Raw genomic sequence first — 26,354 nt, 5'->3', positions numbered from 1 at the left:
AATACAATTTTCGGTGGCGATAGCGTCAAGGTCACACCCGTTCCCATCCCGAACACGGAAGTTAAGCTTGACTGCGCCGATGGTACTGCATGGGCAACTGTGTGGGAGAGTAGGACGCCGCCGGATTCTTTTAACGCCCTGTCTTCAAGGTGAACTCACCTCGAAGGCAGGGCGTTTTTTATTGGGGAAAGAAAAGAAAGGATCAGGGGGCGGTGGATCTTCAATGGCCCCCTTTTGGTGGTGGTTTATTGATGGACGGTAAGCGGAGACCAATTCAGGGGAACACTTTTCAAGCTAAGGATCACAGCATTTCAAGAAAGGCTTCCACCCGCACCCGCAGGTTTTCCGTATCTGAAGACGAATACCCCGTCTCCAGATGCAGACAGGGAAGTCCCGTTTCTTCCATGATACGGCTTACGTGGCAGCTTTCCATAATATAAGGGTGACAATGGAAAAGGCAGGCATCCACCACAGCATCCGCACGGAAGGTGACTGCAAGGTCACGCAGCAGGGCCATCCGTTCCGGATTGGGGCTCATGCAGGCGCAGGGGGTGTCCAGATAGTAACGGCTCAGGGCCGCAAAGGGATCATCCGTTTCAGGAATGCTGCGGTAAAAGCCCTTCACGCCCGAGCAGTGCTCCTGAACCACCACCACAGCGCCGCACGCCTCAAGGAGATTCAGGATCTTATCCGATCCTTTTCCCATGGGGCATCCCGTGAGCAGAATGCGCTTACGGCCTTTCAGGGACTTTCGTCCGCCCGCCTCAACGATTTCCTGAAGATTCTCGTACAGCTTTTCCAGAAGCCCGATGTAGGCCTCCACATCCAGCCCGTAATTGCGGCTTTCCGTCACCAGCAGCATCTCAGAGCCGGAAAGGGGCAGAGGGTCGGACGCCATCATCCATGCGATTTTCCGCATCCATTCCCGGCGTCTGTTGAGAAGCCCGATGGCTTCTCTCAGATCCCGGTCTGCAATCTTTCTTCCCGCAAGCCCCTCCAGTCGCTTCCGTAAAGCCGCAACCTCTCCCTGCCAGAATGCAAGCGCCCCTTCACGCCTGCTGTCATAGGGAAGCTGCATCACATGAACATCCCGGCTCTGGCCAAGAAATTCGAACATCTTTTTTTTACCGTCACAGGTGGTTTCCCCCACAATGAGATCCGAGGCCGCAAAAAAAGGACAGGTGTCTGTGATAGCATAGCCATAACTGGATTTGATGAGGGGACAGAGGGCAGGAGGCAGATCCACCTCCGCAGCGGCAATGGGATCTTCCTTTTTACCGCAGAGGCTGACGGGAATCAGGCCTGCGGCCCGGATCAGTTCTTCCGGAGCAAAAAGGCAGAAAAGCCCCACCACGCCGACACCCCTTTCCTGGGCTTCGGACATTTCCAGAAGACAGCCCTCCCCCAGTGCCGCAATGGGCGCAAGAGCCGCCCGAACCTTCTCCTCAAGAGCATCCTGCTGCATCACTACCTCCTTGATCCCGCCTGCATCCAGGCAAAAAGGGATACGGCAAAAAGAATCACACAGCCATGCACCATCCGGGTCCAGAAACCCGAAAGACCGGAGGCCAGAATACCCGCCTCAATGATTCCGATGATGATGGCCCCCACCAGGGTGCCGTACATGGTTCCCGCACCTCCATAAACGGACGTGCCGCCGATGAACACCGAGGCAAAGACAATTAGCATGTAGCCTTCGCCCTGGGTGGGCCACCAGGAAGCCATTTCCGTTGTCAGCAGGATACCGGAAAGGGCTGCACAGAGGCCCATGAGTACAAAAACCAGAATCCGGGTCCGGGCTACGGCAATGCCCATGGTGCGGGCGGCAAGGGCGTTGTCCCCCACAAAACGCACCGCATCGCCAAAAACATGGCGGGAATGCACCAGAGCAAACAGCACAAAGAGGCCCGCAAACCAGAGAAACTGGGCGGGAAAAATCCCCCAGAGACGCCCCGCCACCAGATCATGGAAAAAGGTTCCCCGGATTTCCGTAAGGCTCAGGGCCAGACCGTCCGCAACAAGGATGGTTGCACCCCGCCAGAAAAACTGGGTGCCGATGGTGGCGATGATGGCAGGCACGCCCATTCCCACCACCAGAAGACCGTTGATCAGTCCCGCAAGAACCCCCACGGCCAGACCCGCCAGCACCCCGGCAAAGGGTATACCGGTAAGCTCAAAAAAAACAGCAAAGGCATAGCCTGAAGCGGCCAGTACGGAAGGAAAGGAAAGGTCAATCTCCCCTGCGGTCACCACGAGGGTCATGGCAAGGGCCATAATACCGGCAAAGGGAATTGTGGCCATGTAGGCCATGTAGATTCTGCCCGAAAGAAAGGTCTGAGGACTTAAGAGCATGAAGAGAAAGAGAAGAAAAAAAAGAATAAAGGTCACCGCCGCCTGAATCCGGTTTTTATAGAGAACCCCCATCATCAGAGGCCTCCTTCGGACGCAAAACCCGTAAAAAGACCGATGAGTTCCGGAAGGGAGAGATCCTCTTTTCTGTAATTACCCACGGTACGGCCCCGGTCAAAAAAAACAAAGCGATCACAACAGCGGTGCACATGGGCCAGATTGTGGGATACCATGATTGCAGCTTTTCCCTTTTGCCGGATTGCCTCCACAAAGTGCAGTACCTTTTCCACTTCTCCATGGGCCAGCGCCGTGGTGGGTTCATCCAGAATGACCAGATCCGCATCAAAAAACATGGCCCTTCCAATGGCAAGGCCCTGACGCTCCCCTCCGGAAAGAACGGAGACCGGCGCATCCGGATGCAGCCCTGCTCCGGAGAGGCCCAGGGTCTTTTTCAGCACTTCCGCCACTTCCCTGCGCTCCCGGTTTGCATCGATGAACCCCAAAGCATTGCTGTAATGGCGGCCCATGAAAAAATTTCTCCAGATGGGCTGTTTTTCCCCAAGGGCGCGATCCTGATGCACGGTTTCAACCCCAAGCTTTCTTGCACTGGAAACCGTATAGCGTTTCCAGTCGATGCTGCGGTTCTGAAGGTGCATGCTGCCCCCGTCCGGAGTTTCCACCCCGGAAATCAGTCGAATGAAGGTGGTTTTTCCGGCTCCGTTATCCCCCAGAAGGCCGAGAACCTCCCCGGGCATAAGATCCAGATCCACACCCGCAAGGGCGATGACCTGACCATATCGTTTTTTAAGACTGCGCACCGAAAGCAGAGGCTCCATGGGTCTCCATGACTTTGGCGAAGGCCCGGACGTTCCGGCCTTGTGTTCCAACAAGCCTGAAAACCATGAAGCTCCGCCCTATTTTAATCAAGGACAAAGCCCATGGAATTCAGGTTCTTCTTTTAAAATTACCTCAGGCCCTTTTTCGCCAGAGGCTCCACCAGACCGAGGTTGCCTGCGTGGATAAAGCCGCTGCCCGTATCAATGGTGAGGCCGGAAAACCCGTATTTTTTCGTGAGCGCAATCTGCGCCACGGAAAGATAGCCCAGCAAAAAGGGCTGGGCATCCCCCACCAAATGGACATACCCGTTCTTGATGGCCGATGCCGTGGCAGGAGAGAGGGAAAAACCCGCCACAGCCACAGCACCCGGCTTCTGACCTGCGGTGCGCAGAATACTTTCCATCTGTGCCGTCAGGGAGCCATGGTCAATGATCATGAGCTTTGCATCCGGTCTGGAGGCCAGATAACCCGTCACCAGAGGGGCACCCAAAGAAGGATCCTGATCCACCTCAGGTGAAATCTCGTAATAATCCACCACGATGCCATGGGCTTCCAGGGTTTCCAGAATGCCCACAGCCCTGCGACCCCGCGTGGGAAGGCGTTTCAGGCCCCAGACAAAAACCCGGTCTCCCTTCTTCAGGCTGAAGCGCCGGATGGATTCTTCGGCCATGGCCTTGCCCTGGCTGTAATTGTCCGGGCCAATGTAGCCGAAACCTTCGGCCTGGTATTTTCCCTGAGCTTCCGGAAGGGGCGTATCACAGGATGTCACCAGAATACCGGCTTTACGGGCGTCTTCAATGAAAGGCGCATAGGCGGCATCTCCGGGATGGCCCATGACAACGATGCCGTCCGGCTTCACGGCCACGGCCTTTTTGAAATTTTCAATCATTTTTTCCGGATGCCAGTCCGAGTACACCAGGGTTAAATTCACTCCCAGGTCTTCGGCTGCGGCCTTGGCACCGTTCTGTACCACCGTGTTGTAGCTGCCGCCCACAGGGCCGCCCACATCAAACCAGATTTTAAGCCCCTGCCCCGTGGTCTCCCCTGCCATGGCCGTTGTCACCACCATGAGAAGACCCAGCACCAGACATCCCACTGACCTTTTCATTCTCCCCGCTCCTTATGTCATTGGTTTTCATTTATCAGGCTCGCCTTGTTCCTCACCTTTCCGTGAGCATCCGATGGTGCCTCAGCGTTCCTGAGCATACAATCAGTTTTTTCTATACGGATAAAATCAAAGGATGGTTACCTGCTATGACAGGCAGAGGTCAAAATGATTTTTCCGATAGGATTTCTGATAATCATGCAGAAAATCAATATATGTAAAAAATCAGCCCTATAGAATTCCTGGTACTGGAAGCTGTCCGTTCAGTCATTGACATCCCCGGCCAGGTGGCTGAGGGGGATAAAAGGGGGAAGGGCTGTGCATGAGGTCGGCACGCGGGGATGACAGAACTGTGGTGCAGAGGAAGCATACTCTGCACCACCCGATCGGATTCTGTCAGGAAACGTTTATTTCCAGGTAATGGCCGCCGCAGATCGCGGGGGAATCCTGTGGTATTTGAATCGGGGGACACCTACCAGCACGGAGCCGTGGTTGTTGACCCCTTTGGGCAGGGCCAGGGCTTCTTTCAGAGGGGGCCAGAAGGTGGCCGCGATGTTGAAGAATCCGGCCCAACAGGTGCCAAGTCCCATGGACGGGGCGGCCACTTCCAGGTAGGCGAGGGCCGTGGCGCAGTCAATGGCACCCGTGGGAGCGGCCTTATGGGCGCAGGCCACTACGATGTGGGGCGCATCCCGGCAGATGACATCCAGTCCCAGGTCAAAACCCGCCACCGTTTCTTCCAGATGGAAGGCCTTGGCCATGGCGGGTTGTTCCTTGATCATGTAACGCATCCAGTCTGCCACCATGGCGGTGAGGCGACGAACTTCTTCGGTGTCGTGGATCACGAGCCACTGGACACAGCGGCTGTTGTGGCCCGTTGGGGCACAACTGGCTGTCTGGAGCAGTTCTTCCAGGCGGGCCTTGTCTACGGTTTCTTTTTTATAGTTGCGGATGGAGCGGCGGGTGGCCAGGAGATGTTGGGTGGCCTTTTCATTGGGGAGCAGATTTCTGTCCACAGGGGTGCAGTCTTCGGGTGCCAGGAAGTTCAGGCGGATAGCCGCTGTGGGGCACACGGATACACAGTGACCACAGCGGATGCAGAGTGCTTCCCCTCCGGCCACCAGGGCGGGCATCTCTCCCTTCTTGGGAAAGCCTAAGATTTTAACCGGGCATTCTGCGGCGCAGATGCCGTCCTTGTTGCAAAGATCCGGATCAATGGTGACAAACGCAGCTGTCATGGTGTTCCTTTCCGGCATCAGCCGTTGGGTAAAAAAGCAAGAACCTGAAATTCAGGCGGGAACGCTTTTAGGGGGTGTTGTTCTTCCGGGAGAGGAATTTTTGGCCCATATCATAAAAAATCCAGGCCATCATGCCCAGGATGAAGGTACTGCCCGGTGTGAAGGTGCAGAAGGCTTTGTACCCGAGAAGGCAGTCTTTTGAGGCATCAGCCCTTGGGATCAGGGTCGAGAGGGCCAGAAGAAGGCAGAGGATGGCGGCGGTGTTGAAAAGACGCGGAATCATGAAAATCTCCTTTTATTCTCTTAAGGTTGCCGTAAGACGGAGGGGATGGAGAAGCAGATCCAGGGCATCGCAGATGTGGCGGCTTGCAAGGTCGGCCTGTGTCAGGGTGGTACTTGCAACCCCTTCCTTCATGAGGATGGCAATACCGATACGGGCTGCCTGCACCATGGCGGCATCGTTGCGGCCATTGCCCATGGCGATGACGCTTTCTTTGCCAAGATTTTCCACAAAGGCTTTTTTTGCCTCTGTCTGATCGTCTGCTTCAATGGTGACAAGCTGAAGGGGAAGGCCGTTGAGGGATCGCTTTACAGAACCGAAGGTGTCTGCGGTAATCACATGGATAGAGAGGGCTTTCGCCAGCTGTGTCAGGCGTTCGGTCACCCCTTCCACAAGTTTGCCGTCTTCTGCCAGGGTACCGTTGTAATCCAGCACCAGATGCTTCGCCTTTACCACCCCGAAACCGGGGATCTCCAGTACGATCATGGCTATATCCTTATACGGGGGCCTGTGGTGTATGTGACATTTTCAGTTAAAAAAAATCTGTTTGATACTTTGCAGGGTCATTTTTGAGACGGAGATCGGTACTGAAACATTGTAAGAGCATTTTGGGGCAGTGTGCTTCAGGTTTTCAAGTGTCACAGAGATGACCGTTTGGAGTATAAAAATTCTTATTTTTCAATGACCAGGGCGATGCTGTAGAAAAGGCAGAATAAAAACGAAAGGTTTGCCGTATCCGCCAAGACTTCGTTAAGGAGTTTTCCGTCCATGTGCCACATGGACTGGATCAGCACAATGGCTTTGGGCAGGGAAAGAAAAACGAGAAGCATCCAGGAGCTGCCTCCCAGAACAAGACTTAGGGGAAAGAGGTAAGCACCTGCCACCAGTGCCGTGAAGAAATAACGGCTGGGGATGGCTCCCATGCGCACGGCCAGGGTGCGTTTTCCTGTGGAGGCGTCACTTTCCATATCCCGGATGTTGTTCACCGAAAGAATGGCTGCGATGAGCAGGCCCGCAGGCAGAGAGGCCAAAAGGGCCGTGGGGGAAAATTTCAGGGCCATCACCCAGGCCGTACCGCAGACGGCGACAGGGCCGAAAAAGAAAAAAGCCGCAGCTTCTCCGAGGGCTTTTTCCGTCATGGGAAAGGGGCCTGCGGAGTAGGCCAGAACACCGATAAGGGAGACGAGGGCAATGGCAAGGGCGGGAAGGCCTCCCCTGAAAATAAGATAAAGGCCCGAAAGCAGGGCAAGCGCCATGCAGCAGAGCATGGCGGCAACCACTGCCTTTGCGGGGAGAAGTCCGCTCTGGGTAACCCGTAGGGGACCTAAGCGTTTTTCCGTGTCATGGCCTGCCTTTGCGTCAAAATAGTCGTTGGCAAGGTTGACGGCAATCTGGAGGAGGAGGGCTGTGATGAGGGCCAGTATGCCGGAAAGAAGGTGGAATTTTCCCATATGAAAGGCGGATGCCGCTCCGAGAAGGACGGGGCCTAAGGCCGCAGGCAGGGTTTTCGGTCTTGTGGCCAGAATCCAGGCCTCTTTTCTGGAGATGGTGGTCATGCCTGCTCCTTGATGAAAAGGTGGGGGGCAAATTTTTTTTCAATGATACGGATGGCCCCATAGAGCAGGCTGCCCAGAAGGCCCATGGCCAGAATACCGGTGTACATCTGGGGATAGCGCAGCACCTGATAGGTTTCCACGACGATATAGTAGCCCAGTCCCCACTGGGTCAGGGCCTGTTCCGCAATGAAAAGGACGGCGACTGCCGTGCCTGTGGAAACCCGCAGGGCTGTCAGGATGGCGGGCAGGGTGGCGGGCAGATAGACAAAGCGGAAAAGGGCCCTGCGGCCTGCACCGAGGGAGCGTACCGAAGCGATGAGCTCCGGGGTGAGGTTTGCGGCCTCATCCCGTACCACCACAAGAATCTGGAAAAAAAGAATGAGGGAGATGAGAAAAATTTTGGAGGCATCGCTGATGCCCATAAGAACGTAGATGACGGGGAGAAAGACGATTTTGGGTACGGGATAGAGAATGCTGATCACGGGAGAGAAAAGGGCGTTGATCCGGGGGGACTGCCCCAGGGCAAGACCCAGGGGAGCGGCACTGCATACGGCAAGCACAATGGCAAGGATGACCCGTGCGGCACTGGCAAGAAAATGCAGCCCCAGTTCTCCGGGAAGGTTCTGAAAAAAAAGGGGAAGTACGGTGAGGGGGCCGGGGAGGATGGGCCGGGCCAGGGCAAAGGCGCCGACCTGCCAGATAAGGAGAAGTATGGCAAGGCCGATACAGGGGTCAAGGAGCCGGAATCCTGTTTCTTTCATGGCCGTTCCCCCATGCATTCCCGTATCTGCGCGCATATGGCGGAAAAATCCGGATGGTTTCTCGGCTCCGCTTCAAGGGCCAGAGGATTGTCAAGAATCTGTGGGATTCGGTTGGTCGTGCTGCGGGCCAGGAGGATTTTTTCGCCCAGAATGACAGCTTCGGCAATGTCGTGGGTAACGGTGATGCGGGTGAGGCACTGATCCTTTCCCAACCGGGCCATGAGGCTCTGGAGTTCTTCCCGGATGGGGGGATCCAGAGCGGAAAAGGGCTCATCCATGAGGAGAAGATCCGGTTCCATGATCAGGGTGCGGGCAATGGCGGCCCGCTGGCGCTGGCCTCTGGAAAGCTGGGCGGGATAGAGGGTTTCCTTACCGTCAAGACCCAGGTGCTGCATCCAGCGCCGGATAGTCATTGCATATCCCTTTGTGTCCATACGCCATGAAGTCGGGGTGTGACGGCCATCGGCACCGTAGAAGTTCCGGATTTTCAGCCCCAGAGCCACATTGTCTTCCACTGTGGCCCAGGGCAGAAGGCCATGATCCTGGAAAACCAGTCCACTTTCCGGTCGTGGGCGTGTGAGTTTTTGACCCTCAATGTGGATGTCGCCTTTTAAGGGCTGTTTCAGGCCCGCTACAAGGGCCAGCAGGGTGGATTTGCCACAGCCCGAAGGGCCGATCAGCGCCCAGGATTCCCCTTTGGGGATATCTACAGAAAAATTTTCAAAAAGGGCGGGTTTTCCCGGATACCCGAAAGAGAGGCCCTGAATGCGGATCATGCTCATGGCTGACCGTGTTCTCCGGAAGGATCGGGGGTACCGGAGGAGCTGTCCTTCAAAACAGTTTCAGGGAGTGTTTCAGGGAAAAAATCCGCAATGTTGTCCCTGTAGGTGAGGGGGGCGGGAAGCAGATCTCTGGCCACCATCCAGGCCATCATGTCCTCCCACTGGGCAGGAGAGGGCAGCTCGGCCACGGGAAATGAGGGAAGGGGGAAACTCCCCTGAACCTCAGGCGGTATCCGGACTTTTTGGAGGAAAAGATTCCGGAAAGTTTCGGGATGCGCGTTGATGACCCTGCAGGCCCGGTTCCAGGCCTGAAGAAAGGTCTCCAGGGTTTTCCTGTCATCCCGGATGGTACGGATGTCAAAGCTCAGGACGCTGGCACTGTAGAAGGGAGCTTCCAGATCGTTGGCAATTTCCACAGCACCTTGCTGCATGGCGGCGAATGCCAGTGGGTCGGGTATGACCGCCGCTTCAAGCCTTCCCTGCATGAGGAGCTGAAATCGTTCAGGAATGGCGGGAACGGAGCGGATTGTCGCATCATGGACACCGGCTCCCTGGAGCATGCGATCCGTAAGATACTCAATAATGGTGTGACGGCTCACGCCAATGGCTGTGTTTTTCAGGTCAAAGAGTGTTTTTTTGTCGCTCCCCGGTCGGGCCAGGATACGGAAGAGGGGAAAGCTTCCCATGGGGCGTCTGGCAATCTGGAGGATCTGCATACGCAGGCCATCTCTGTTGAAACTGGCCGTTCCCGCCATTTCGTTGACCATGCCGTGGATGCGGCCCGCCTGCATGAGCTGATCCCGCTCCAGGGCTGAAGCCACGGGGATGGCCTGTACGCTGAGCCCCTTTTCCTTGAAATAGCCCTGGCTTTCGGCCACATGGAAGGGCAGGGCATCGGGAATGGGGAGAAGGGCAACCCTGAGGGGGCTTGCCTGAACGGAAAGGCAGATGAGCATGTTGGCAAGAAAGATGAAGAGGATGCGCATGGGATGGACACTCCGGAGGATTCAGGACAGGAACACGATTTCCTTTGCAGCACTAATAGGCAAAAGCACCCTTTCCTGTCAACACCCAGCCTTGTTGGCGGACGGAAGGTTTCCCTCTAAAGATCTGGAGCTGTCTCTGGTTTATGTGATCTTCAGGGTCTGCACCTGACTTTCCAGCTGATCGGCAATGTGGTTCAGAGTCCGGGAAGCGGCGGACATCTGGTCTGCGGCTTCGGCATTGGCCTGAACCACGGTTTCAAGACCGCCCAAAAATTCCGTTGCCTCACCGATGGCCTGGGCCTGCTCATCGCTGGCGGCCCGGATTTCCCGCACCCTGTCCGCATTGGCCTGGATTTCCGGAATCAGAGACTGGAGGTGTTCTCTGGCATTTTGCGCCAGTGTTCCTCCATCTTTTGCCACCTTGGCAATGGCCATGGCAGAAGCCCTGCTTTTTTCCGCAAGTTTGCGGATCTCGTCGGCCACCACGGCAAAGCCCCTGCCGTGTTCCCCGGCGCGTGCCGCCTCAATGGCGGCATTTAAGGCCAGAAGGTTGGTCTGTCGTGCAATCTCTTCCACAATACCGATACGTTTGGTGATATCCGCCATGACCTGCACCGCATTTTCCACGGCCTTTCCGCTGGCTTCGGCCTGACTTGCAGCTTCCAGGGCACCGTTTTCCGTGCGTCTGGCCGTGGCCAGGTTGCGGGAGACGGCAAGGCTGATCTCCCGCATTCTGTGGGTCAGGTGTTCTGCCGCATCCGCCTGGCGCAGGGTGCCCTGACTGAGGCGTTCGGAAATGGCAAAGACATCCCGGCTGGCATTGACGCTGTGACGGGCGGCAGCGCGTACTTCCGAGGCGGCCCTTGCCAGTCTGCGCACCATGGTGGCCAAGCCCTGGCCCAGAGTATCCTGATCCGAGAGGATGGGCACGGACACGGTGAGATCCCCGTCCGCCACCTTGCGGGCAATCTGGGCCTTGGTCTCCAGGCTGTCCACAAAGGTATTCATCCACAGGGAAAGCAGGGCCATTTCATCCCTGGACTGGATGGGAATCCGGCGGGTCAGATCGCCTCTGCCCTGAGCCACATCCTGAACAGCGGCAATGAGGCGGCGCAGGGGCAGAATGACGATGCGTCTCAGGGAAAAGACCAGGGTTCCGAAGAGCAGGAGGTCGAGCACAAAAATGGTGATGAGAATTTCCCGGATGATTTCCCGGAGTCCGTCCCTGTAGTAGCCGGAATCAAAAATTGCGGTGACGGAGCCGAGGGCTTCCCCATGCTGCACAATGGGGATTTTTCGGACAATTCCCCTGTTTTCGGGAAGACCCCTGACCGTTTCTGGACTGCCTTCGGCGTTGCGGGCGATGCAGAGGATGAGCTTCTGATTCTGGGGTTCGGAAACTGCCACAGCGAAAAGCCGTCTGTCCTTCATTTCCGATTGCAGGGTCAGATAGACCTGGGCCATGTCAAAATTATAAAAAGGTTCCACAAGGGTCTGGCCCAGCCTGTCGATGATGAGGCTGGCATCCGCTTCCATATTTTTTTCAAAACGTGCTTTGGCAGCCTGATACTGCCAGGCCCCGAGGAGTCCCAGGATTGTGGTGGAAAGCAGCAGTACCATGGCGCTGATGCGGAAAAGCAGGCGGTGTTGTGGAGCCAGACGCTGGGAGTTGGGAGACATGAGGAACTCCTTGGCAGGGGGGAAAGGCCCGGATTTTTTACCGTCAAAATACGGAAGGCCGGGTGAGACCCTTAAAACCTTTTTTCCGTGAGCTGTTCCAGAGCCGTGTTCTGAGCAGGAAGGGTCAGGGTTTTTTTGATGATATCTGCTATTTCCTTGATGGAAAAGGGTTTTTGTATGAAATGCAGGTCAGCCTGAAGGACGCCATGCTGGGCAATGACATTGGCAGTGTAGCCGGACATGAAAACACACTTCATTTCAGGGTATTTTTCCATCAGATGCTGGGCCAGATCCCGGCCATTCATTTCCGGCATGATAACGTCTGTGAGGAGAAGGTGGATTTCTCCGGCATACTTTTCTGCGAGGCTCAGGGCTTCCTTGGGACTGGCTGCGGCAAGAACCCTGTACCCCAGGTGGGTGAGCATACGGGTGGTGAGTTTCAACAGGGCAGGTTCATCTTCCACAAGCAGAATCCCCTCCTGGCCGATGGGAGGGGGAGAGACGGGTCTGGGGTTCTGGGAAGGTGTCTGTTCCTTTGCCTTTGGAAGATAGATGCGGAAGGAACTGCCTTCGCCCGGTTCACTGTACACCTGAATAAAGCCCCGGTTCTGTCGGACAATACCGTAAACTGTGGAAAGGCCCAGACCCGTTCCCTCTCCCAGAGCCTTGGTGGTGAAAAAAGGTTCAAAAAGCTGGGACATTACCTCACTGTCCATGCCGCAGCCGTTATCCGTCACAGTGAGAACCACAAAGTCTCCAGAGGGAAGTTCCCGATGGTTTTCAGGGAGGTCACCCGAGTGGATGTTGGCCGTTTCAAGGGTCACCCTGCCCGTATCCCGGATGGCATCCCTTGCATTGATGGTGAGGTTCACAAGAATCTGATCCACCTGGCTTGGATCCATCTCCACCCGCCACAGATCTCTGCCAGGATGCCATTGCAGATCAATGTTTTCTCCAATGAGCCGACGCAGCATGATCAGCATGTTTTCAATAATATCGTTGAGGTAGAGAATTCTGGGTGAGATGGTCTGTCTGCGGGCAAAGGTCAGCAGCTGGCGGGTAAGGGCTGCGGAGCGGTTGGCCGCCTTCTGAATTTCCTTCAGATCCTGAATCAGCGGATCCTGGGCTTGCAGGCGACCCATGATCAGTTCCGCATGACCCAGGATGATGCCCAGCATGTTGTTGAAGTCGTGGGCGATACCACCGGCCAGTTTGCCCACCGCCTCCATTTTCTGGGACTGGCGAAGTTCGATTTCAAGGCGCTTGCGTTCACTGATATCGTGGATGATGGAGTGAAGATACTCCCGGTTTTTCATGCGGATGAGGCTGGAGAAGATGGCCACATCCCGAATGCTGCCATCCGCCCTTCGATGCTGGAATTCAAAGTGTATCCGGCCTTCTTTTTTGATGCGTTCTATTTCCTTGCGTACGGCGTCTTCGGGCAGGGTATTGATGTCCTGGATTTTCATGCTGCGGAGTTCTTCCCGAGACCATCCATAATAGCGCACGGCGGAGGCATTGGCATCCACAATGGATCCGGTTTCCGGGTCAAGGATGAGCTTGACCGCCGCATGTTCTTCAAAAAGTCTGCGGTAGTCTTCCTCACTGGCTCTGAGGGCTTCTTCGGACTGTTTTTGCCGGCTGATGTCCTGGAAGGTTCCCCGAACCTGTACCACCCTGTCCTTCAGGACTACCGGATGACCAATGGTGCGAACCCATTTGTGCTTCCCCTGGGCGGAAAACATTTCCAGTTCCAGATCAAAGGGGGTTTTCTCCGCGAGGGTTGTCTCTATGGCGGTTTCAAGCCGTTTGCGGGAGGCATCGGTATAAAAAGAGAGGCTTTTTTCCGTGGAGATTTTTTCTTCGGGATGGAGATCATGGATACGGCCGACCTCATCGGTCCAGTTCAGCGTGTCTCTTTCCGGGTTATATTCCCAGGCACCGATATGGGCAATATGGCCCATTTCCCGGAGCAGGGCTTCGTTGTTTTTTATTTTTTCCTGATTGCGGTATTCTTCTCTTACATCCCGAAAAACCAGAACCACACCGGTGAGAAGACCATCCTCCCGGATGATGGGGGCGGCACTGTCGGCAATCTGGATTTCCTGACCTTCTTTGGTGATGAGCAGGGTATGGTTGGCCAGTCCTTCAACTTTTCCAGTGAGGATGACCTTTTCCACGGGGTTTTCCACCGGATTTCGGGTATGGGCATTGAGAATGCGGAAAATTTCCGTAAGCGGTTGTTTCTGGGCTTCCTTCAGTGTCCATCCGGTGAGGGTTTCGGCCACAGGATTCATGAGGGTGACGCGGCCTTTGATATCCGTGGCAATGACGGCATCCCCTATGGATTTCAAGGTAATATCCAGATTTTTTCGGGAGTTTTCCATTTCTTTCAGATACTGGGTGGAAAATTCCTGTTCTGCCAGAACCTTACCTGCCAGGATGGTCGCCGGAGGGTAGATGAGAAAAATGGGCAGGGTGATGGTGGAAATAACCTGCCAGGCCACATCCTTCGGCAGGGTCAGCATGAGCGCCAGCATGGCAAGATGAACGGCGATGCCGAAGACAAAAAGATAGACTGTGGAAGGAATGCGGCTTCCGGGTTTCAGATGAACATGGGCCATCAGGCCAATGCCCATGGAGGACAGGATGACCAGTGTCCCGGTGACGGCACCCACACCGCCCATCTGTATCCGGCAGAGGATGGCCATGAGGGCGGCAAGACCTCCGGCGATGGGGCCATGGAACAGGGTGCAGAGGCTGATCATCACGGATCGGCCATCAAAGACAAGGCCGGGGCCGAGCACAAGGGGCTTCAGCATACCGATGACAGCCGCAGTACCGAACAGAACCCCCTGCATCCAGGGGGCCAGGCGGGTTCCCCTGGGCCAGCGTCTGGCAATAAAACCGGAGAGGACGCTTAAGGCGATGAGCAGGCTCAGATTGAGAATCAGATCCAGATACATCACGGCTACCTTGAAAGCTTGGGTTACAGATAGTTGTACAGAAAGTATTTTATTCTCCATAGCATGGCAGAGGGAAAAGAAAAAGGCGTTGTCTCTATTTCGGAGTCTGCGTTTTTTATCGGACAGAGGAAAGTGGACTACGGGGTGAAAAACCGGTAGATCAATAGATCCAGATATGCTAATCCCTTCATGTGTATCACAATGCCTGTTTTGTCCTTATCCGAAAGGTTGACCATGACATTTCTTGAAGCCCTGAAATCCCACATTCTTGTTTTAGACGGTGCCATGGGTACCATGATCCAGAACCTTGGCCTGACCGCAGCGGATTTTGGCGGTGAATCCTATGAAATGCTCTCGGACATGCTGGTTTTTTCCAGACCTTCGGCCCTGCGGGATATTCATCTGGCCTATTTTGAGGCGGGAGCCCACGGGGTGGAAACCAACACCTTTGGCGCAAGCCCCCTCAGACTTCAGGAGTTTGATTTTTCGGATCTGGATACGGGGGTTTTTGAGAACATCCCCGAAGGCATTCTTTTGAACCGCCTTTCTCCGGAAGAGATGGCCTACTGGATGAGCCGCGAGGGGGCTGCCATCGCCAAAGAGGCCAAGGAGCTGTTCGCGGCCTCCCCGGCCTATGATGGCAGGCCCCTTTTTGTGGTGGGCTCCCTCGGGCCTTCCAACTTTGTGCTTTCACCCACGGAGGCGGATCTGCACAGGGGAGACTGGGAAAGCATCGAGGAAAATTTCCGGGTGCAGGTTTCGGGTCTTGTGGATGGCGGGGTGGATGTGCTCCTTTTTGAAACCCAGCAGGACATGCTGGAGCTGAAAGCCGCGGTTTCGGGAGCCCAGAAGGCCATGAGGGAAAAGGCCGTGCGCCTGCCCATCATGTGTCAGGTGACGGTGGACGCCCACAGCCGTATGCAGATTTTCGGCACGGACATCCATTCCGTGATCATTACCCTGTCCGGCATCGGCATAGATGCCCTGGGCATCAACTGCTCCATCGGCCCGGATCTCATGGAGCCCACGGTGGCAAAACTTTCCCGTTTCAGCCCCCTTCCCATTTCCGTTTTGCCCAATGCGGGGCTTCCGGAAAACATTGGGGGCAGAACGGTCTTTCCCCAGTCGCCCGAAGATCTGGCCGGACATCTGGCCAGATTCATGGATACCTACGGCATCAACATTGTGGGCGGATGCTGCGGTACCACCCCGGCCCATATCCGGGCCGTGGCCAAAGAGGCCGGAAAGCGGAAGCCCAAAGAGAGAAAGCCCGAAGGCGGGGTGTATCTCGCCGGGCCGCGAAGGGCCGTGCGCCTTGAAAGCGAGGCCCAGCTTATCCGTATCGGGGAAAGGCTCAACGTGCGGGGCTCCAAAAAGGTGAGGGATGCGGTAGAGCACGATGGCCTTCCGGACATGGATGCCCTGGAGGAGGTGGTGCGGGAGCAGCTGGAGGATCTGGGCTGTGAGGTGCTGGATGTGTGCATGGACTCCAACATTGTGGATACGAAAACTGTGCTGCCCCAGGTGATTCAGGGGGTCTGCGTGGATTTTCCGGGGGCGCTGTGCATCGATTCCTTTGACGCCGATGCCCTCATCGCTGCGGTGAAGGCCTATCCCGGCCGTCCGCTCATCAACTCCATCTCCATGGAGGGTCATGGGGAAGCCTCCAAGGCGGATTTCATCTGTCGCCATACGGCCTTTCACCATCCTTTATATATTGCCCTGGCTGCGGACGATGAAGGCCCGGCCCAGACAAGGGAGCGCAAAAAAGCCATTGCCGGCCGTCTGGTGGAAACGGCCTCTCTCTATGGTGTGGCCGCGGATCAGCTTCTCATCGACATCAATGCCTTTCCCATTGGTTCCGAGTCGGTGGAGGGCATGAATTTTGCCTTGGAATCCCTTGCCTCCATTCCCCTCATCAAGGCGGCCCATCCCGGCATCATGACCACCATCGGTGTCAGCAACCTGACCAACGGCCTTGCGAAAAAGCCCTATATGCGCCTGGTGCTCACCTCCGTCTTTCTCGATGAGGGCCGGAAGCGGGGGCTGGATGCAGCCATCGTGAATCCCAACCACTACGCCCCTGTGGAAAGTCTGGATGCCGGAGATTACGCCCTGGGCCTGAAGGTGGTGCTGGAACGGGACATGGAGGCCTATGCCGCGCTTGAGGACATTGCCGAGCGCAAGCAGGGCCGCAAGGTGGAAAAACGCTCTTCCTATGAGGGGCTTTCGCCTGCGGAGACCCTGAGGGAAAAGATCAAGGATGGTTTCAAAAAGCGGGAGCCGGGTGTGGTGTGCTGGAAGGGCCGGGAGATTGCCTATCAGGACAACATTGTTCTGGATGCGGTGAAGGCCCTGGAGGATTTTCCGCCCCTTGTCCTCATCAGTGACTATCTCATGGATGCCATGAATGTGCTGGGCGAACGCTTTGCCGCAGGGGAGGCCTCTTTGCCCCATCTTCTGAAGGCTGCGGACGTGATGAAGGCTGTCATGGGCTTTCTCGAAAATATCATGGCCGAAGGGGTTGTAAAGGAGGCCTTCAAGGCCACCATTGTCATGGGTACGGTGTACCAGGACGTGCATTCCATCGGAAAGGATCTCACCAAGACGCTGCTGGAAAATTACGGATTCCGGGTCATTGACCTTGGGGTACAGGTGCCGGTGGACGCCTTCGTGGAAACGGCCATCCGGGAAAAGGCGGACGCCATCGGCATGAGCGCCCTTCTCGTTCAGACGGCCAATCACATGATTACTGTGGTCAAACGCATGGATGAACTGGGGCTTTCCATTCCGGTCTTTGTGGGCGGAGCACCCGTGAACCTGCGCCATGCCGCCACCGTGGCCCTGCGGGGGGGCGGAGATGTGGAAAAGATCAAGCCCGATGTCTTTTACTGCCAGACCGCCATGGACAGTGTGAATCTCATGGAAGGGTTAATTTCTGCCAGAAGGGAAGCCGTGATTGGGGAAAACCGGGAAAAGCTCTTTGGCGCATGGCAGGCAGGCCAGGAGAGGGCAAAGGAAAAGTCCGGGCTTCTGGCCACCCTGCCACGGCGTAAGCCTGATTTTGGAAACCATCCGGAAAGTCATTCTTTTGCGGCAGAAACCCTTTCCCCCCTGCTGAGGGAGATCGGCATCCACGAAAAAGGGCTTTTTGCCCTGAACTGGAAGATGGGAAAGGACAGAAGGGATGGCCAGCATCTTTATGAAGTCTGGATGGAAAGGGCGCAGAGGGAAGGACTGATCCGACCTTCAGGCCGTGTGGCCCTCTTTCCGGCGAACAGCGAGGGGCAGGATCTTGTGCTCTTTGATCCGGAAAATCCAGGCCAGGAAGTGGCCCGCATCCATACACAGATGCAGACCGGCTCCGGCAACAAGGATATTTTCTGTGTGGCGGACTTTGTAAGACCCTTTGGGGATGGTAAAAGGGACTGTGTGGGGCTTCAGATTGCCACGGCGGGGCGGGCATCTTCAGAAGCTGTGGAGGCCTTCAAGGCCGCAGGGGATACGGAAAGCGCCCATCTTCTTCAGGGGCTTTCCGACCGTGTTGCCGAAGATCTTGCAGGGCTTTTACACGAAAGACTGAAGGCCCTTTCCGGGCTGGATTCGGGGAGCCGTTATTCTCCGGGTTATCCCGGTATTCCCCTGGAGGAAAACGGGGTGCTGTATCGTCTTCTTAAGGCCGAAGAGCTGGGAATTATCCTGACGGAGGCGGGGGAATTTCACCCCACCTCCACCACGGCCGCTCTGGTGGTTTTTCATAAGGATGCGGGGTACGTCAGTCCGGAAGTCTGAAGACGGGGAAGGGCGGGAACTGAAGATTACATGGGGGCCGGGCATTCGGCCCCCTTCTTTTTGGAGCAGGAGGGATCAGGCTACTCTTTGTGATTCTGTACAGGGTGGCGTTTGCGAGTAAGGCTATAATTGGACAGGTATTGTGGAAATCTCAGGATTTTCCCATGTATTTCGCAAGAATTCTGTCATATTCCCCCGATGCTTTCAGTTTGGCAAATCCTGAATCAAATTTTTCGTTAAAGAATTTAGCTTTAGGACTCTTTTTTGGGAATAATATATAGTAGTTGTCCATGGCAGTAGGGGTGGGGTGATGGGTAAACTGGGTGGCTTCCGCAGGTGTGAAAAATTTGTTGATCATATAATACCCTACAGCTTTTGATGTCTGATACACATCAATTCTGTCACCCAGCATTTTTTTAAAATTCAGCTCTTCCTTTGGAACCGCATCAGCCTTGATTCCCGCCTTTTTGTAAATTCCCTCATTTGCGTATCCGATGGTGACTCCGACCCTGTATTTTTTCAGGTCTTCCAGGGTCTTCCAGTCAAAGGGTGTTGTTTTCAGATGAAAGAAAACGCCTTCATCCTGTATCAGGCTGTTTTGACTCGGATGGAAAATTTCCATTCTGTCCGCTGTTTTAAGCCAGGGAAAGGTGCCGTCATAGTCTCCATTTTCAGTCATTGCCATGCTCCGTGCCCAGGGGAAATAGGCATATTCGACACGGATTCCTTCAAGTCCGAAGGCTGCTGAAACGACTTCTTCAGCGAGTTTTCCATTCTGTTCTTTTTCAGAAGTAAAGGGCGCCCACTCTCCTATGGCAAGTTTTACCACGGTCTCTTCAGAAAAGGCGGAAAGGGTGCAGCACAGGTACAGGCTGATAAAAAAGATAATTTTTTTCACAGGCGTCTCCTTTTTTTGATTCAGTGGTTTTCCGTTACTCGGGATAATACATTTTTTGCGCAAAAAACATTTAGTGTATTATCCCTATTCTGTTTAAGAGTAGGAGATTTATATCTTGAAACGCTGTTCAGCTTGGTAATGACAATAAGATACAGAAGCAGGTATTGTCAATAGGTTGTGTGAGTGCCTATGCCACCCTGGAAGTCTGAAGACGGGGCAGGGCGGAAAGTGATGATTCCACGGGGGCCGGACATTCGGCCCCCTTTCCGTTGCAGGTGAAGGCAAGGTCTGTGGCAATGGCCCTGAGCTGTTCTGCCTGGGCGTTCATTTCTTCAGAAGCGGCTGCGGACTCTTCCGCATTGGCGGCATTTTCACCTGTGGCTTTTTCAATGGCGTGGAGATGCTCTGCGATACTGTCCAGTCCCTTGGCATTTTCCCTGGCGTTTTCCTTCAGTTCTGTCACCAGGGTGCGGATCTGGCCCATCTGTTCCTGGAGGCTTTTCATCTGGCTTTGAGTTTCCCGGACTTTTTTCATGCCTTCCCCCACATCCCGTACCGTGGCATGGATGAGATCCGCCGTGTTTTTTGCGGCTTCTGCGGATTTCATGGCAAGGTTGCGGACTTCGTTGGCCACCACAGCGAATCCGGCTCCGGCCTCGCCTGCACGGGCGGCTTCCACAGCGGCATTCAGGGAGAGAAGATTGGTCTGGAAGGCAATTTCATCAATGGTCTTGATGATTTTCACCGTATTCTGCCCTGCGGAGGCAATGCCCTCCATGGCCGACACCAGGGATTCCATGGACGTGCAGGTGGCGCTCAGTTTTTTTTCGGCGGTTTCCACATGACGGCTTCCTTCTTCGGTATGGGCTGCAACGTTCCGGGTGCGCAGAGTGATGTCACCAAGGGAGCGGCTTGCCGCCTGACTTGCTTCCACCTGCTGGTTGGTTCCCTCACTTAAGCTCTGGGCCGAGGCGGAAAGCTCCGCAGAGGCCTCCGCCACATGCAGGGCGGTGTCGTTCAGGGTCAGGGTGCTGAGGTTGATCTGGCGGATCAGGGGGCGGGTGAGGAGAAAAAGGAGGAGGGAGGCCGTGAGGAGGGCCATCAGGGTCAGCAGGGTGGAACCGCCCGCCAGGCGGTTGACCGCCGCCAGCAGGGAGGCGCGGGGGGCGCAGGCCACAAGCATCCAGTTCTGGGCGGGAATAGGGGCAAAACCCGCCATCCGGCTTTCGTTTTTCATGGCATAGCCCATAACCCCTTCCTTCCTCTCCTTCATGGCAGAAAAAAAGGTAAACGTTCCCACGTTTTCCTTTAAAACCTTTTTCCTGTCCGGATGTACCAGAATATCCCCCCTGTCATTGGCCACCCAGATGAAGCCATCGGATCCCACACGCACCGGTGCAATGAAGCTTTGATCCATCATGGCAAGGCTGATGGCAGTGAGGGCGATGCCCACCACCTTCCCGTTGTGAAGAATGGGGGCGGAAATGACAAAAATGGCATTGCCCGAAGCCATGGAAATAATGGCATCGGACACGGCGAGATTACCGCCCATGCTGGTCTGGAAATAGGCCCTGCCCGAAACATTGATCCCCTTTTCATGGCTTCCGTCGGAGGTGGCGAGGACACGGCCTTTGGCATCGGCAATGGCGATGAGTTCATACTGCCCGCCCATGCTGTCCATGCTGGCTTTGAGATAGGCTGCACTCTGGGGGATAAGATCCGGTTTTGTTTCGTTTTCAAGAAGGGTGGAAAGGAAAAGGGGATTGAGGGCATAGGTTTCCACATCCCTGCGTCTTTCCTCCACCCACTGGGAGATCTGGCTGGCTGTGCTGCGGGCCACAAAGGCCAGATGCTCTTCCGTCTGATCCAGCATGGCGCGTCTTGCCATGGCATAGGCAATGGCGGAAAGGGTGATGAGGGCTGCGGTGAAAAGAAGGAGGGTGGGGAACATGAAACGCTGTCTCAGGGAAAGGGACATGGCACACCTCTTAAAGACACGGTTGGCGGTATGGATCGCAGGGCGTAAGGGCATGGATACAGCAAGGACGGGAGGGCTTCAGGGTAAAAGTATAGAAGCAGGCGGAAGAAAGGTAAAGATGTTTTGTTGCGCTGCGTTGGGAGGGGGGGAGGGATCTCTGAAGGCTGTTGTACAGCCTTCAGAGATTGCGTCATATCAGCTGCTTTTTCCTGAAAGGTACTTTTCCATGGCGGCCTGGGGAGCCAATCCCATATTGACAATATCATGCAGGGCACGAACCAGGGCTGTGGGATCCTCATGCTGGAAGACGTTGCGGCCCAGAGAAAGACCGGCAGCACCCGCCTGCATGGCGTCATAGGCCATCTGAAGGATCTGGGCGTCATTTTCCAGTTTCGGGCCTCCCGCAATCACTACAGGGATACAACAGGCCTCCACCACCTGACGGAAACTTTCCGGGTTGCCCGTATAGGGTACCTTCACCACATCGGCCCCCAGCTCTTCGCCCAGGCGGGCGCAGTGCTTTACTACATCCACATGGTGCTCATTTTCAATGCGTGGCCCCCTGGCGTAGACCATGGCCAGAACGGGCATGCCCCATTCATTGGCACGGGTGGTCACGTCACCGAAATCCCTCAGCATGCTGCGTTCATTTTCGTCCCCCACATTGATGTGCACGGAAACCCCGTCTGCTCCAAGGCGCAGCCCGTCTTCCACGGTGGCCACAAGGCTTTTGGTGTTGGAAAAAGGGGAGAGATGGGTGCTGGCGGAGAGGTGGAGGATGAGGCCGATGTCCCTTCCATGGCCCCTGTGGGTGCGGCGGGGGAGTCCCTTGTGCATCAGAACGGCATTGGCGCCGCCTTCGGCCACGCGGTTGACGGCACTTCTCAGGTCAATCACGCCGGGAATGGGGCCTACGGTGACTCCGTGATCCATGGGGACAATGATGGTTTTTTTGGTGTTGCGGTCGAAAATCCGTTCCAGCCGAACCTGTTTGCCAAGCTGCATGGTGTTCTCCTTTGTGGTGCAGGCAGGGGCAGGCGGGGATAAAAAAAAGGAACCGTCGGCCTTGTCTGCCTGCGGTTCCTTGAGGTGTGTTTGCAAGGGCTTCTTTTAGACCAGCCCACCTTCAGGAGAACCCCAGGCGTTTCTAAACACGCCATAAAAGCTCTCAAAATAAAATCGGAAGATGGGAAATCCGTTTCTGTTCATGACGGACTTATGGGACAAAACCAGAAGCTTGTCAAGTTTTTTGGCAAGGCGCGTTCGGTAAAGCCTTGGGAGGCCATTCCGGTTTCAGAAGAGGAAAAAATAGCTCAGGCCCTATTGATGGGGCAAAAAATCAGCAGAAAATGTGGAATGATTCAATTTTTGGGGATGGCTGTATTGTCTTGCGCTATTCAAATTTGGATTTTTTTATATTGGAAATAGCAAATATGTATTTTTATCTCGTTGGATAAATGGGGTGATGTCTTTATTTATATCCATAATATAAAGGTTTTTTGGATAACCCCCCATGGGCTGTGGCTTTAGGTCTTTATTTTGCATTGTTTTGAAGTGTAAAAAAGAATCGGGTGATGTGGCAGGTTTTAAGGTGAGGATTGTAGGGGAGAAGAAAGGGGGAATTCATGGCGGTCTATCCAGTGAGAATTTTTCCGGATGAAGAGACTATATATAATCTTTCCGGTAATATGTTGAAAATATGGGGTTCCATAGATAGCTGGATGTCGGTGGATGAGCTGTTTTTGAAAATGAGGATTCCTTCAGAAGAATTTTTCCCCGATCTTCTGGGTCTTGCAGCCATGGGCTTGGTGCGCATGGCTGCGGAACCTTTTTGGGGCTTGGGGCTGGGGGCAGAAGGAAAGTGTGGAAAGGAAGTGCGAAGGCAAAAACGCTGTGGGCTTTACAGGGGGGTCGAGGTGGTGGATTATTGATGGGAGGAAGCAGGAAGAAAGCCATATGGGTATCTGGGGTGCTGGTTTCTGGCAGCAGCATACGTTGCTGCCAGGCTATCGGGTGATCAGCAAAATACTTGACAAATCCGCACAGGAGACGTTAAAAGGCCACATCATTGTGAAAGTGGATTTTTATGCCCTGACAGGAGGACTTCATTGAATCCTCGGGGGACGGGAAAATACAGAAATGCAAAAAAAATGCAGCACTATCATGCTTTTTTTATTCGGATGCTGGCAGAGTTCTTTTTAGGGAGCCTCTTGCCAGATTTTTTTGCAGATGAAGCAGCCGTAAATTTTTTTATTTTTTAAATGCTCTGGCAGGAGTCCTGAGGAAATGGGGGCTGGCCCCCTGTGACATCAATATCGGTGTCTGGTTGGGGCTTTTTTTTGGGGGGAGAGGCTGAAAAGTCTATGTGAATCCTTAAAAAGCCAGAGTTTTTCATAGTTTGAGGTAATGGAAACCATGGCAGTATTAACATTTTTCAGGAGGAAATGACTCATGGGTGGACACGGACCAGCAACGGAGTGGGGTGAGGATCATGCATCGGACTATAAAAGCAAGCTGGGTATCTACATGTTTTTTGTGTATGTACTTGTGTATGCAGGCTTTATCGCCATTAATGTACTCAGTCCCAGAACAATGGAAGCCATTGTCTTTGCGGGCTTGAACCTTGCCATTGTTTATGGGGTTGGACTTATTTTTCTGGCCTTTATCATGGGGCTTATTTACAACAAACTCTGCACAGCGAAAGAGGATGAGCTGAATAAGTAGGAGGGTGCATTTATAGGCATCATCCTGTTTTTTTTATAGGATATGCTCCGGAAGATCAGGATTAACAGATTGATTTTTTCTCTTTAATCCCTGGCAGATTCCTTTCCTGGACATCCCTGTGCTTTTTTTTAGCTGATTTTTTGTGTGTATCTTTATTCTTTTACGAAAAAAGAAGACAAATTGAATACATAGGAGTCATCGTAATGATTTACAATCCATCACCACTGGCAGTGGGTATTTTTGTTGCCTTTGTTCTTGCTGTTTTAGGACTTTCATCCTTTTTTGCCAAAAAAACCACTTCGGCGCAGGGGTATTTTGCTGCGGGGGGTACCATTCACTGGGGGGTGAATGGTATTGCCTTTGCGGGCGACTATCTTTCCGCAGCCTCTTTCCTGGGAATCTGCGGGATGATCGCCTTTGATGGCTATGATGGTTTTCTGTACTCCATCGGCTATCTGGCAGGCTGGGTTGTGGCCCTTTTCCTTGTGGCCGAACCCCTGAAACGTTACGGTAAGTTTACCTTTACGGATGCTTTGAACTTCAAGTTCAACTCCAAAGGGATTGAGCTGGCCGCAGGGATCAGTACGCTCATTGTTTCCGTCTGCTATCTGATTCCCCAGATGGTGGGTGCCGGTGTTCTGATTACCCCTCTTCTGGGTCTGGAGCACCACTGGGGCGTCATTATCGTGGGTGCCATTGTAACCTATATCGTGGCCACAGCAGGGATGACCTCCACCACCTATGTGCAGTTTCTCAAGGGGGGGCTTCTGATCATTTTTTCTTTCCTGCTGACCATGGGGATTCTTTACAATGGCATCAACAAGAAACCGTCAGATGACTACCATGATTTCAAGACCCTTGCCGTTACCGTTGAGGCCGGTAAGGTTGCTGCCGTAGCCGATGCGTCTTATAAGCTGATGGGTTCCGTAGCCGTAGGCAAGGATCAGTTTGTCAAGCTTGAAAAGGACAGACTTGTCAACTGGTGGGTTCTTGCAAAGGCCGATGGTCACTATGTTCTCAAGGAAGCCCTCAGCGTTGCTTATCTTGCCAGTGGCGAGGAAATGTACAATGGCGCGCCCAAATCCGAACAGCGTTTCTTTCAGGTAGGCCATGCAAGCAAGCTGATTGTGGATGGTAAGGAAGTGGAAAAAACCGGTCCCACGAGTCCCTTTAAATTCCTCAGCACCATCACCGGAAGTGAAATTATCCGTTTCAAAAAAGTTCTTTTCATGGACGGTGAAGACAAGATCATGCTCTGGAAGCAGACGCCCACAGCGGGTTCCGATATCATGAAGCCGGGCCTCAAGGTCAGTCTGGGTGAAGGTAAGGGCTTTCTGGGCAATCTGAACTTTGTTTCCCTGATGCTGGCCCTCTTCTTAGGGACTTCCGCACTGCCCCATGTTCTGATCCGTTATTATACGGTACCCAGCCCCAAGGATGCCCGTAAATCCACCATCGTTGCCATCGGCTCCATCGGTTTCTTCTACCTTCTCACCGTATTCATGGGCCTTGGCGCCATGGTGACGGGTGTTCTGGATCTTCAGAGCAGCAATATGTCCGCCCCGCTTCTTGCGAGACATTTCGGACTTGTACTCTTTGCCTGTATCTCGGCCATTGCCTTTGCCACGGTTCTGGGTACGGTTTCCGGTCTTATCGTGGCCTGCTCCGGTGCTGTGGCCCATGACCTGGTGTCCAACTACATGGGCATCAACCTCTCGGACAAGGGACAGGTTCTTGCCGGTAAGGCAGCGGCCGTTGGTGTGGGCATCATTGCCATGATTCTGGGGATCATCTTCAAGGGTATCAACGTATCCTTCCTTGTGGGATTGGCCTTTGCGGTGGCAGCCGCAGCCAATGCCCCGGCCATCATCATGATGCTGTTCTGGAAGAAGACCACAGCCCAGGGAATCGTTTCCTCCATCTTTGTGGGGATTGTGACCTCCCTTGTGATCATCCTTTTCTCTCCCAGCACCTATGCGGATCTCTATAAGATCACGGCAAAAGCTCCCATCCCTCTGGACAACCCGGGTATCATCGCCATTCCCTTAAGCTTCATTACCCTGGTGGTGGTTTCTCTGCTGACCCAGAAAAAAAAGGTTAACGCCTAGTTGAAGATGGCTGCGCCGTAGTTTGCTGAATGCATTAATCTGAAAAAGGGGATCGTTCATCTGAGCGATCCCCTTTTCTTTTTTGTCAAAGAACCCCGATTGGGTATGAAATCCAGTCGGGTAGTTTGATTTGATGATTTTGTATATTTTTTAAACACAAAATCAAAAAGACGGGATTCGTATACCCCGTCCTGTTTTATTTTGTCAATGATATTTTTGTTTAAAAAGGGCTTGTGTATATAAAATTAACAAGATTTTTGGGCCCTATAGGGCACGGGCCTGGATGTCTGATTTTGATACCGGATCAGGGTGCC

At 54.1% G+C, this 26,354-nt stretch carries 22 protein-coding genes and 1 rRNA gene; 7 read left to right on the top strand and 16 right to left on the bottom strand.

Annotated elements, in window-relative coordinates:
• The first annotated feature begins 9 nt into the window (after window positions 1-9).
• Window positions 10-126: ribosomal RNA gene (gene rrf, locus BR04_RS07120) — 5S ribosomal RNA — on the top strand.
• Between the two features lie 175 nt (window positions 127-301).
• On the opposite strand, the gene BR04_RS07115 is transcribed toward rrf, so the two are convergent.
• The 13 genes from BR04_RS07115 to BR04_RS07055 all read right to left on the bottom strand — a co-directional run bounded on the left by BR04_RS07115 (window position 302) and on the right by BR04_RS07055 (window position 14,540).
• Complete coding sequence (locus tag BR04_RS07115) at window positions 302-1,465, bottom strand: double-cubane-cluster-containing anaerobic reductase (protein WP_496355312.1); 1,164 nt, start codon at window positions 1,463-1,465, stop codon at window positions 302-304.
• 2 nt (window positions 1,466-1,467) lie between these two features.
• Complete coding sequence (locus BR04_RS07110) at window positions 1,468-2,427, bottom strand: ABC transporter permease (RefSeq protein ID WP_496355311.1); 960 nt, start codon at window positions 2,425-2,427, stop codon at window positions 1,468-1,470.
• Entirely contained in the window at window positions 2,427-3,185 is a 759-nt protein-coding gene (locus BR04_RS07105) for an ATP-binding cassette domain-containing protein (protein WP_496355310.1), read from the bottom strand. The genes BR04_RS07110 and BR04_RS07105 overlap by 1 nt, the downstream gene beginning before the upstream one ends.
• A 128-nt stretch (window positions 3,186-3,313) precedes the next feature.
• Complete coding sequence (locus tag BR04_RS07100) at window positions 3,314-4,294, bottom strand: sugar ABC transporter substrate-binding protein (protein WP_496355309.1); 981 nt, start codon at window positions 4,292-4,294, stop codon at window positions 3,314-3,316.
• Between the two features lie 404 nt (window positions 4,295-4,698).
• Window positions 4,699-5,529, bottom strand: coding sequence for a nitroreductase family protein (locus BR04_RS07095; protein WP_496355308.1), 831 nt, complete (start codon window positions 5,527-5,529; stop codon window positions 4,699-4,701).
• 67 nt (window positions 5,530-5,596) lie between these two features.
• Window positions 5,597-5,812, bottom strand: a complete 216-nt coding sequence (locus tag BR04_RS07090; protein ID WP_496355307.1) for a hypothetical protein — start codon at window positions 5,810-5,812, stop codon at window positions 5,597-5,599.
• Between the two features lie 12 nt (window positions 5,813-5,824).
• Window positions 5,825-6,295 (bottom strand): HAD family hydrolase, encoded by a 471-nt coding sequence (locus tag BR04_RS07085; RefSeq protein ID WP_496355306.1) that lies wholly within the window; start codon window positions 6,293-6,295, stop codon window positions 5,825-5,827.
• A gap of 185 nt (window positions 6,296-6,480) precedes the next feature.
• Entirely contained in the window at window positions 6,481-7,365 is an 885-nt protein-coding gene (locus BR04_RS07080; protein WP_496355305.1) for a 1,4-dihydroxy-2-naphthoate polyprenyltransferase, read from the bottom strand.
• Window positions 7,362-8,126: an ABC transporter permease gene (locus BR04_RS07075; RefSeq protein ID WP_496355304.1), complete on the bottom strand. Its 765-nt coding sequence runs from the start codon at window positions 8,124-8,126 to the stop codon at window positions 7,362-7,364. Before BR04_RS07075 ends, BR04_RS07080 begins: the two co-directional genes overlap by 4 nt.
• Entirely contained in the window at window positions 8,123-8,908 is a 786-nt protein-coding gene (locus BR04_RS07070) for an ABC transporter ATP-binding protein (protein WP_496355303.1), read from the bottom strand. The genes BR04_RS07075 and BR04_RS07070 overlap by 4 nt, the downstream gene beginning before the upstream one ends.
• Window positions 8,905-9,894 carry an ABC transporter substrate-binding protein gene (locus BR04_RS07065; protein WP_496355302.1) on the bottom strand — a complete coding sequence of 330 codons (990 nt, stop codon included), beginning with the start codon at window positions 9,892-9,894 and terminating at the stop codon, window positions 8,905-8,907. Before BR04_RS07065 ends, BR04_RS07070 begins: the two co-directional genes overlap by 4 nt.
• Window positions 9,895-10,035: 141 nt before the next feature.
• Window positions 10,036-11,574, bottom strand: coding sequence for a methyl-accepting chemotaxis protein (locus BR04_RS07060; protein ID WP_496355301.1), 1,539 nt, complete (start codon window positions 11,572-11,574; stop codon window positions 10,036-10,038).
• A 71-nt stretch (window positions 11,575-11,645) separates the two neighbouring features.
• Entirely contained in the window at window positions 11,646-14,540 is a 2,895-nt protein-coding gene (locus BR04_RS07055; RefSeq protein ID WP_496355300.1) for a PAS domain S-box protein, read from the bottom strand.
• Window positions 14,541-14,774: 234 nt separating this feature from the next.
• On the opposite strand from BR04_RS07055, the gene BR04_RS07050 reads away from it, so the two are divergent.
• The gene (locus tag BR04_RS07050) at window positions 14,775-18,332 is read left to right on the top strand and encodes a homocysteine S-methyltransferase family protein (protein ID WP_496355299.1); all 3,558 of its coding nucleotides are present in this window, start codon (window positions 14,775-14,777) and stop codon (window positions 18,330-18,332) included.
• A 151-nt stretch (window positions 18,333-18,483) separates the two neighbouring features.
• Here the strand turns inward: BR04_RS07050 and BR04_RS07045 are convergent, their stop codons facing one another.
• The 3 genes from BR04_RS07045 to BR04_RS07035 form a co-directional block, all read right to left on the bottom strand.
• On the bottom strand, window positions 18,484-19,161 hold the full coding sequence (locus tag BR04_RS07045; RefSeq protein ID WP_496355298.1) for a substrate-binding periplasmic protein: 678 nt from the start codon (window positions 19,159-19,161) through the stop codon (window positions 18,484-18,486).
• Between the two features lie 256 nt (window positions 19,162-19,417).
• The gene (locus tag BR04_RS07040) at window positions 19,418-21,208 is read right to left on the bottom strand and encodes a methyl-accepting chemotaxis protein (protein ID WP_496355297.1); all 1,791 of its coding nucleotides are present in this window, start codon (window positions 21,206-21,208) and stop codon (window positions 19,418-19,420) included.
• A 195-nt stretch (window positions 21,209-21,403) separates the two neighbouring features.
• Window positions 21,404-22,213 (bottom strand): 2-amino-3,7-dideoxy-D-threo-hept-6-ulosonate synthase, encoded by an 810-nt coding sequence (locus tag BR04_RS07035; protein ID WP_496355295.1) that lies wholly within the window; start codon window positions 22,211-22,213, stop codon window positions 21,404-21,406.
• 90 nt (window positions 22,214-22,303) lie between these two features.
• On the opposite strand from BR04_RS07035, the gene BR04_RS07030 reads away from it, so the two are divergent.
• The 5 genes from BR04_RS07030 (at window position 22,304) to BR04_RS07010 (ending at window position 26,040) form a co-directional block, all read left to right on the top strand.
• A complete protein-coding gene (locus BR04_RS07030; RefSeq protein ID WP_496355294.1) occupies window positions 22,304-22,636 on the top strand; it encodes a hypothetical protein in 333 nt (110 codons plus the stop codon).
• Between the two features lie 197 nt (window positions 22,637-22,833).
• A complete protein-coding gene (locus BR04_RS07025) occupies window positions 22,834-23,139 on the top strand; it encodes a hypothetical protein (protein WP_496355293.1) in 306 nt (101 codons plus the stop codon).
• A 25-nt stretch (window positions 23,140-23,164) separates the two neighbouring features.
• Window positions 23,165-23,320 (top strand): hypothetical protein, encoded by a 156-nt coding sequence (locus BR04_RS07020; RefSeq protein ID WP_496355292.1) that lies wholly within the window; start codon window positions 23,165-23,167, stop codon window positions 23,318-23,320.
• A 339-nt stretch (window positions 23,321-23,659) separates the two neighbouring features.
• Window positions 23,660-23,932, top strand: a complete 273-nt coding sequence (locus BR04_RS07015; protein ID WP_496355291.1) for a DUF485 domain-containing protein — start codon at window positions 23,660-23,662, stop codon at window positions 23,930-23,932.
• 203 nt (window positions 23,933-24,135) lie between these two features.
• The gene (locus BR04_RS07010; RefSeq protein ID WP_496355290.1) at window positions 24,136-26,040 is read left to right on the top strand and encodes a sodium/solute symporter; all 1,905 of its coding nucleotides are present in this window, start codon (window positions 24,136-24,138) and stop codon (window positions 26,038-26,040) included.
• Window positions 26,041-26,354: the final 314 nt, after the last annotated feature.

The organism is Desulfobotulus sapovorans DSM 2055 (assembly GCF_059569355.1).
The sequence above is the reverse complement of the archived record's forward strand: the minus strand, read 5'-3'. Positions and strand labels throughout refer to the sequence as shown.

Coding starts and splice junctions, on each gene's coding strand:
- BR04_RS07100 (WP_496355309.1), bottom strand. CDS start 4,294: ATGAAAAGGTCAGTGGGATGTCTGGTGCTGGGTCTTCTCATGGTGGTG.
- BR04_RS07015 (WP_496355291.1), top strand. CDS start 23,660: ATGGGTGGACACGGACCAGCAACGGAGTGGGGTGAGGATCATGCATCG.
- BR04_RS07110 (WP_496355311.1), bottom strand. CDS start 2,427: ATGATGGGGGTTCTCTATAAAAACCGGATTCAGGCGGCGGTGACCTTT.
- BR04_RS07010 (WP_496355290.1), top strand. CDS start 24,136: ATGATTTACAATCCATCACCACTGGCAGTGGGTATTTTTGTTGCCTTT.
- BR04_RS07060 (WP_496355301.1), bottom strand. CDS start 11,574: ATGTCTCCCAACTCCCAGCGTCTGGCTCCACAACACCGCCTGCTTTTC.
- BR04_RS07090 (WP_496355307.1), bottom strand. CDS start 5,812: ATGATTCCGCGTCTTTTCAACACCGCCGCCATCCTCTGCCTTCTTCTG.
- BR04_RS07105 (WP_496355310.1), bottom strand. CDS start 3,185: ATGGAGCCTCTGCTTTCGGTGCGCAGTCTTAAAAAACGATATGGTCAG.
- BR04_RS07080 (WP_496355305.1), bottom strand. CDS start 7,365: ATGACCACCATCTCCAGAAAAGAGGCCTGGATTCTGGCCACAAGACCG.
- BR04_RS07035 (WP_496355295.1), bottom strand. CDS start 22,213: ATGCAGCTTGGCAAACAGGTTCGGCTGGAACGGATTTTCGACCGCAAC.
- BR04_RS07095 (WP_496355308.1), bottom strand. CDS start 5,529: ATGACAGCTGCGTTTGTCACCATTGATCCGGATCTTTGCAACAAGGAC.
- BR04_RS07020 (WP_496355292.1), top strand. CDS start 23,165: ATGGGTATCTGGGGTGCTGGTTTCTGGCAGCAGCATACGTTGCTGCCA.
- BR04_RS07055 (WP_496355300.1), bottom strand. CDS start 14,540: ATGTATCTGGATCTGATTCTCAATCTGAGCCTGCTCATCGCCTTAAGC.
- BR04_RS07040 (WP_496355297.1), bottom strand. CDS start 21,208: ATGTCCCTTTCCCTGAGACAGCGTTTCATGTTCCCCACCCTCCTTCTT.
- BR04_RS07065 (WP_496355302.1), bottom strand. CDS start 9,894: ATGCGCATCCTCTTCATCTTTCTTGCCAACATGCTCATCTGCCTTTCC.
- BR04_RS07085 (WP_496355306.1), bottom strand. CDS start 6,295: ATGATCGTACTGGAGATCCCCGGTTTCGGGGTGGTAAAGGCGAAGCAT.
- BR04_RS07050 (WP_496355299.1), top strand. CDS start 14,775: ATGACATTTCTTGAAGCCCTGAAATCCCACATTCTTGTTTTAGACGGT.
- BR04_RS07070 (WP_496355303.1), bottom strand. CDS start 8,908: ATGAGCATGATCCGCATTCAGGGCCTCTCTTTCGGGTATCCGGGAAAA.
- BR04_RS07115 (WP_496355312.1), bottom strand. CDS start 1,465: ATGCAGCAGGATGCTCTTGAGGAGAAGGTTCGGGCGGCTCTTGCGCCC.
- BR04_RS07025 (WP_496355293.1), top strand. CDS start 22,834: ATGGCGGTCTATCCAGTGAGAATTTTTCCGGATGAAGAGACTATATAT.
- BR04_RS07075 (WP_496355304.1), bottom strand. CDS start 8,126: ATGAAAGAAACAGGATTCCGGCTCCTTGACCCCTGTATCGGCCTTGCC.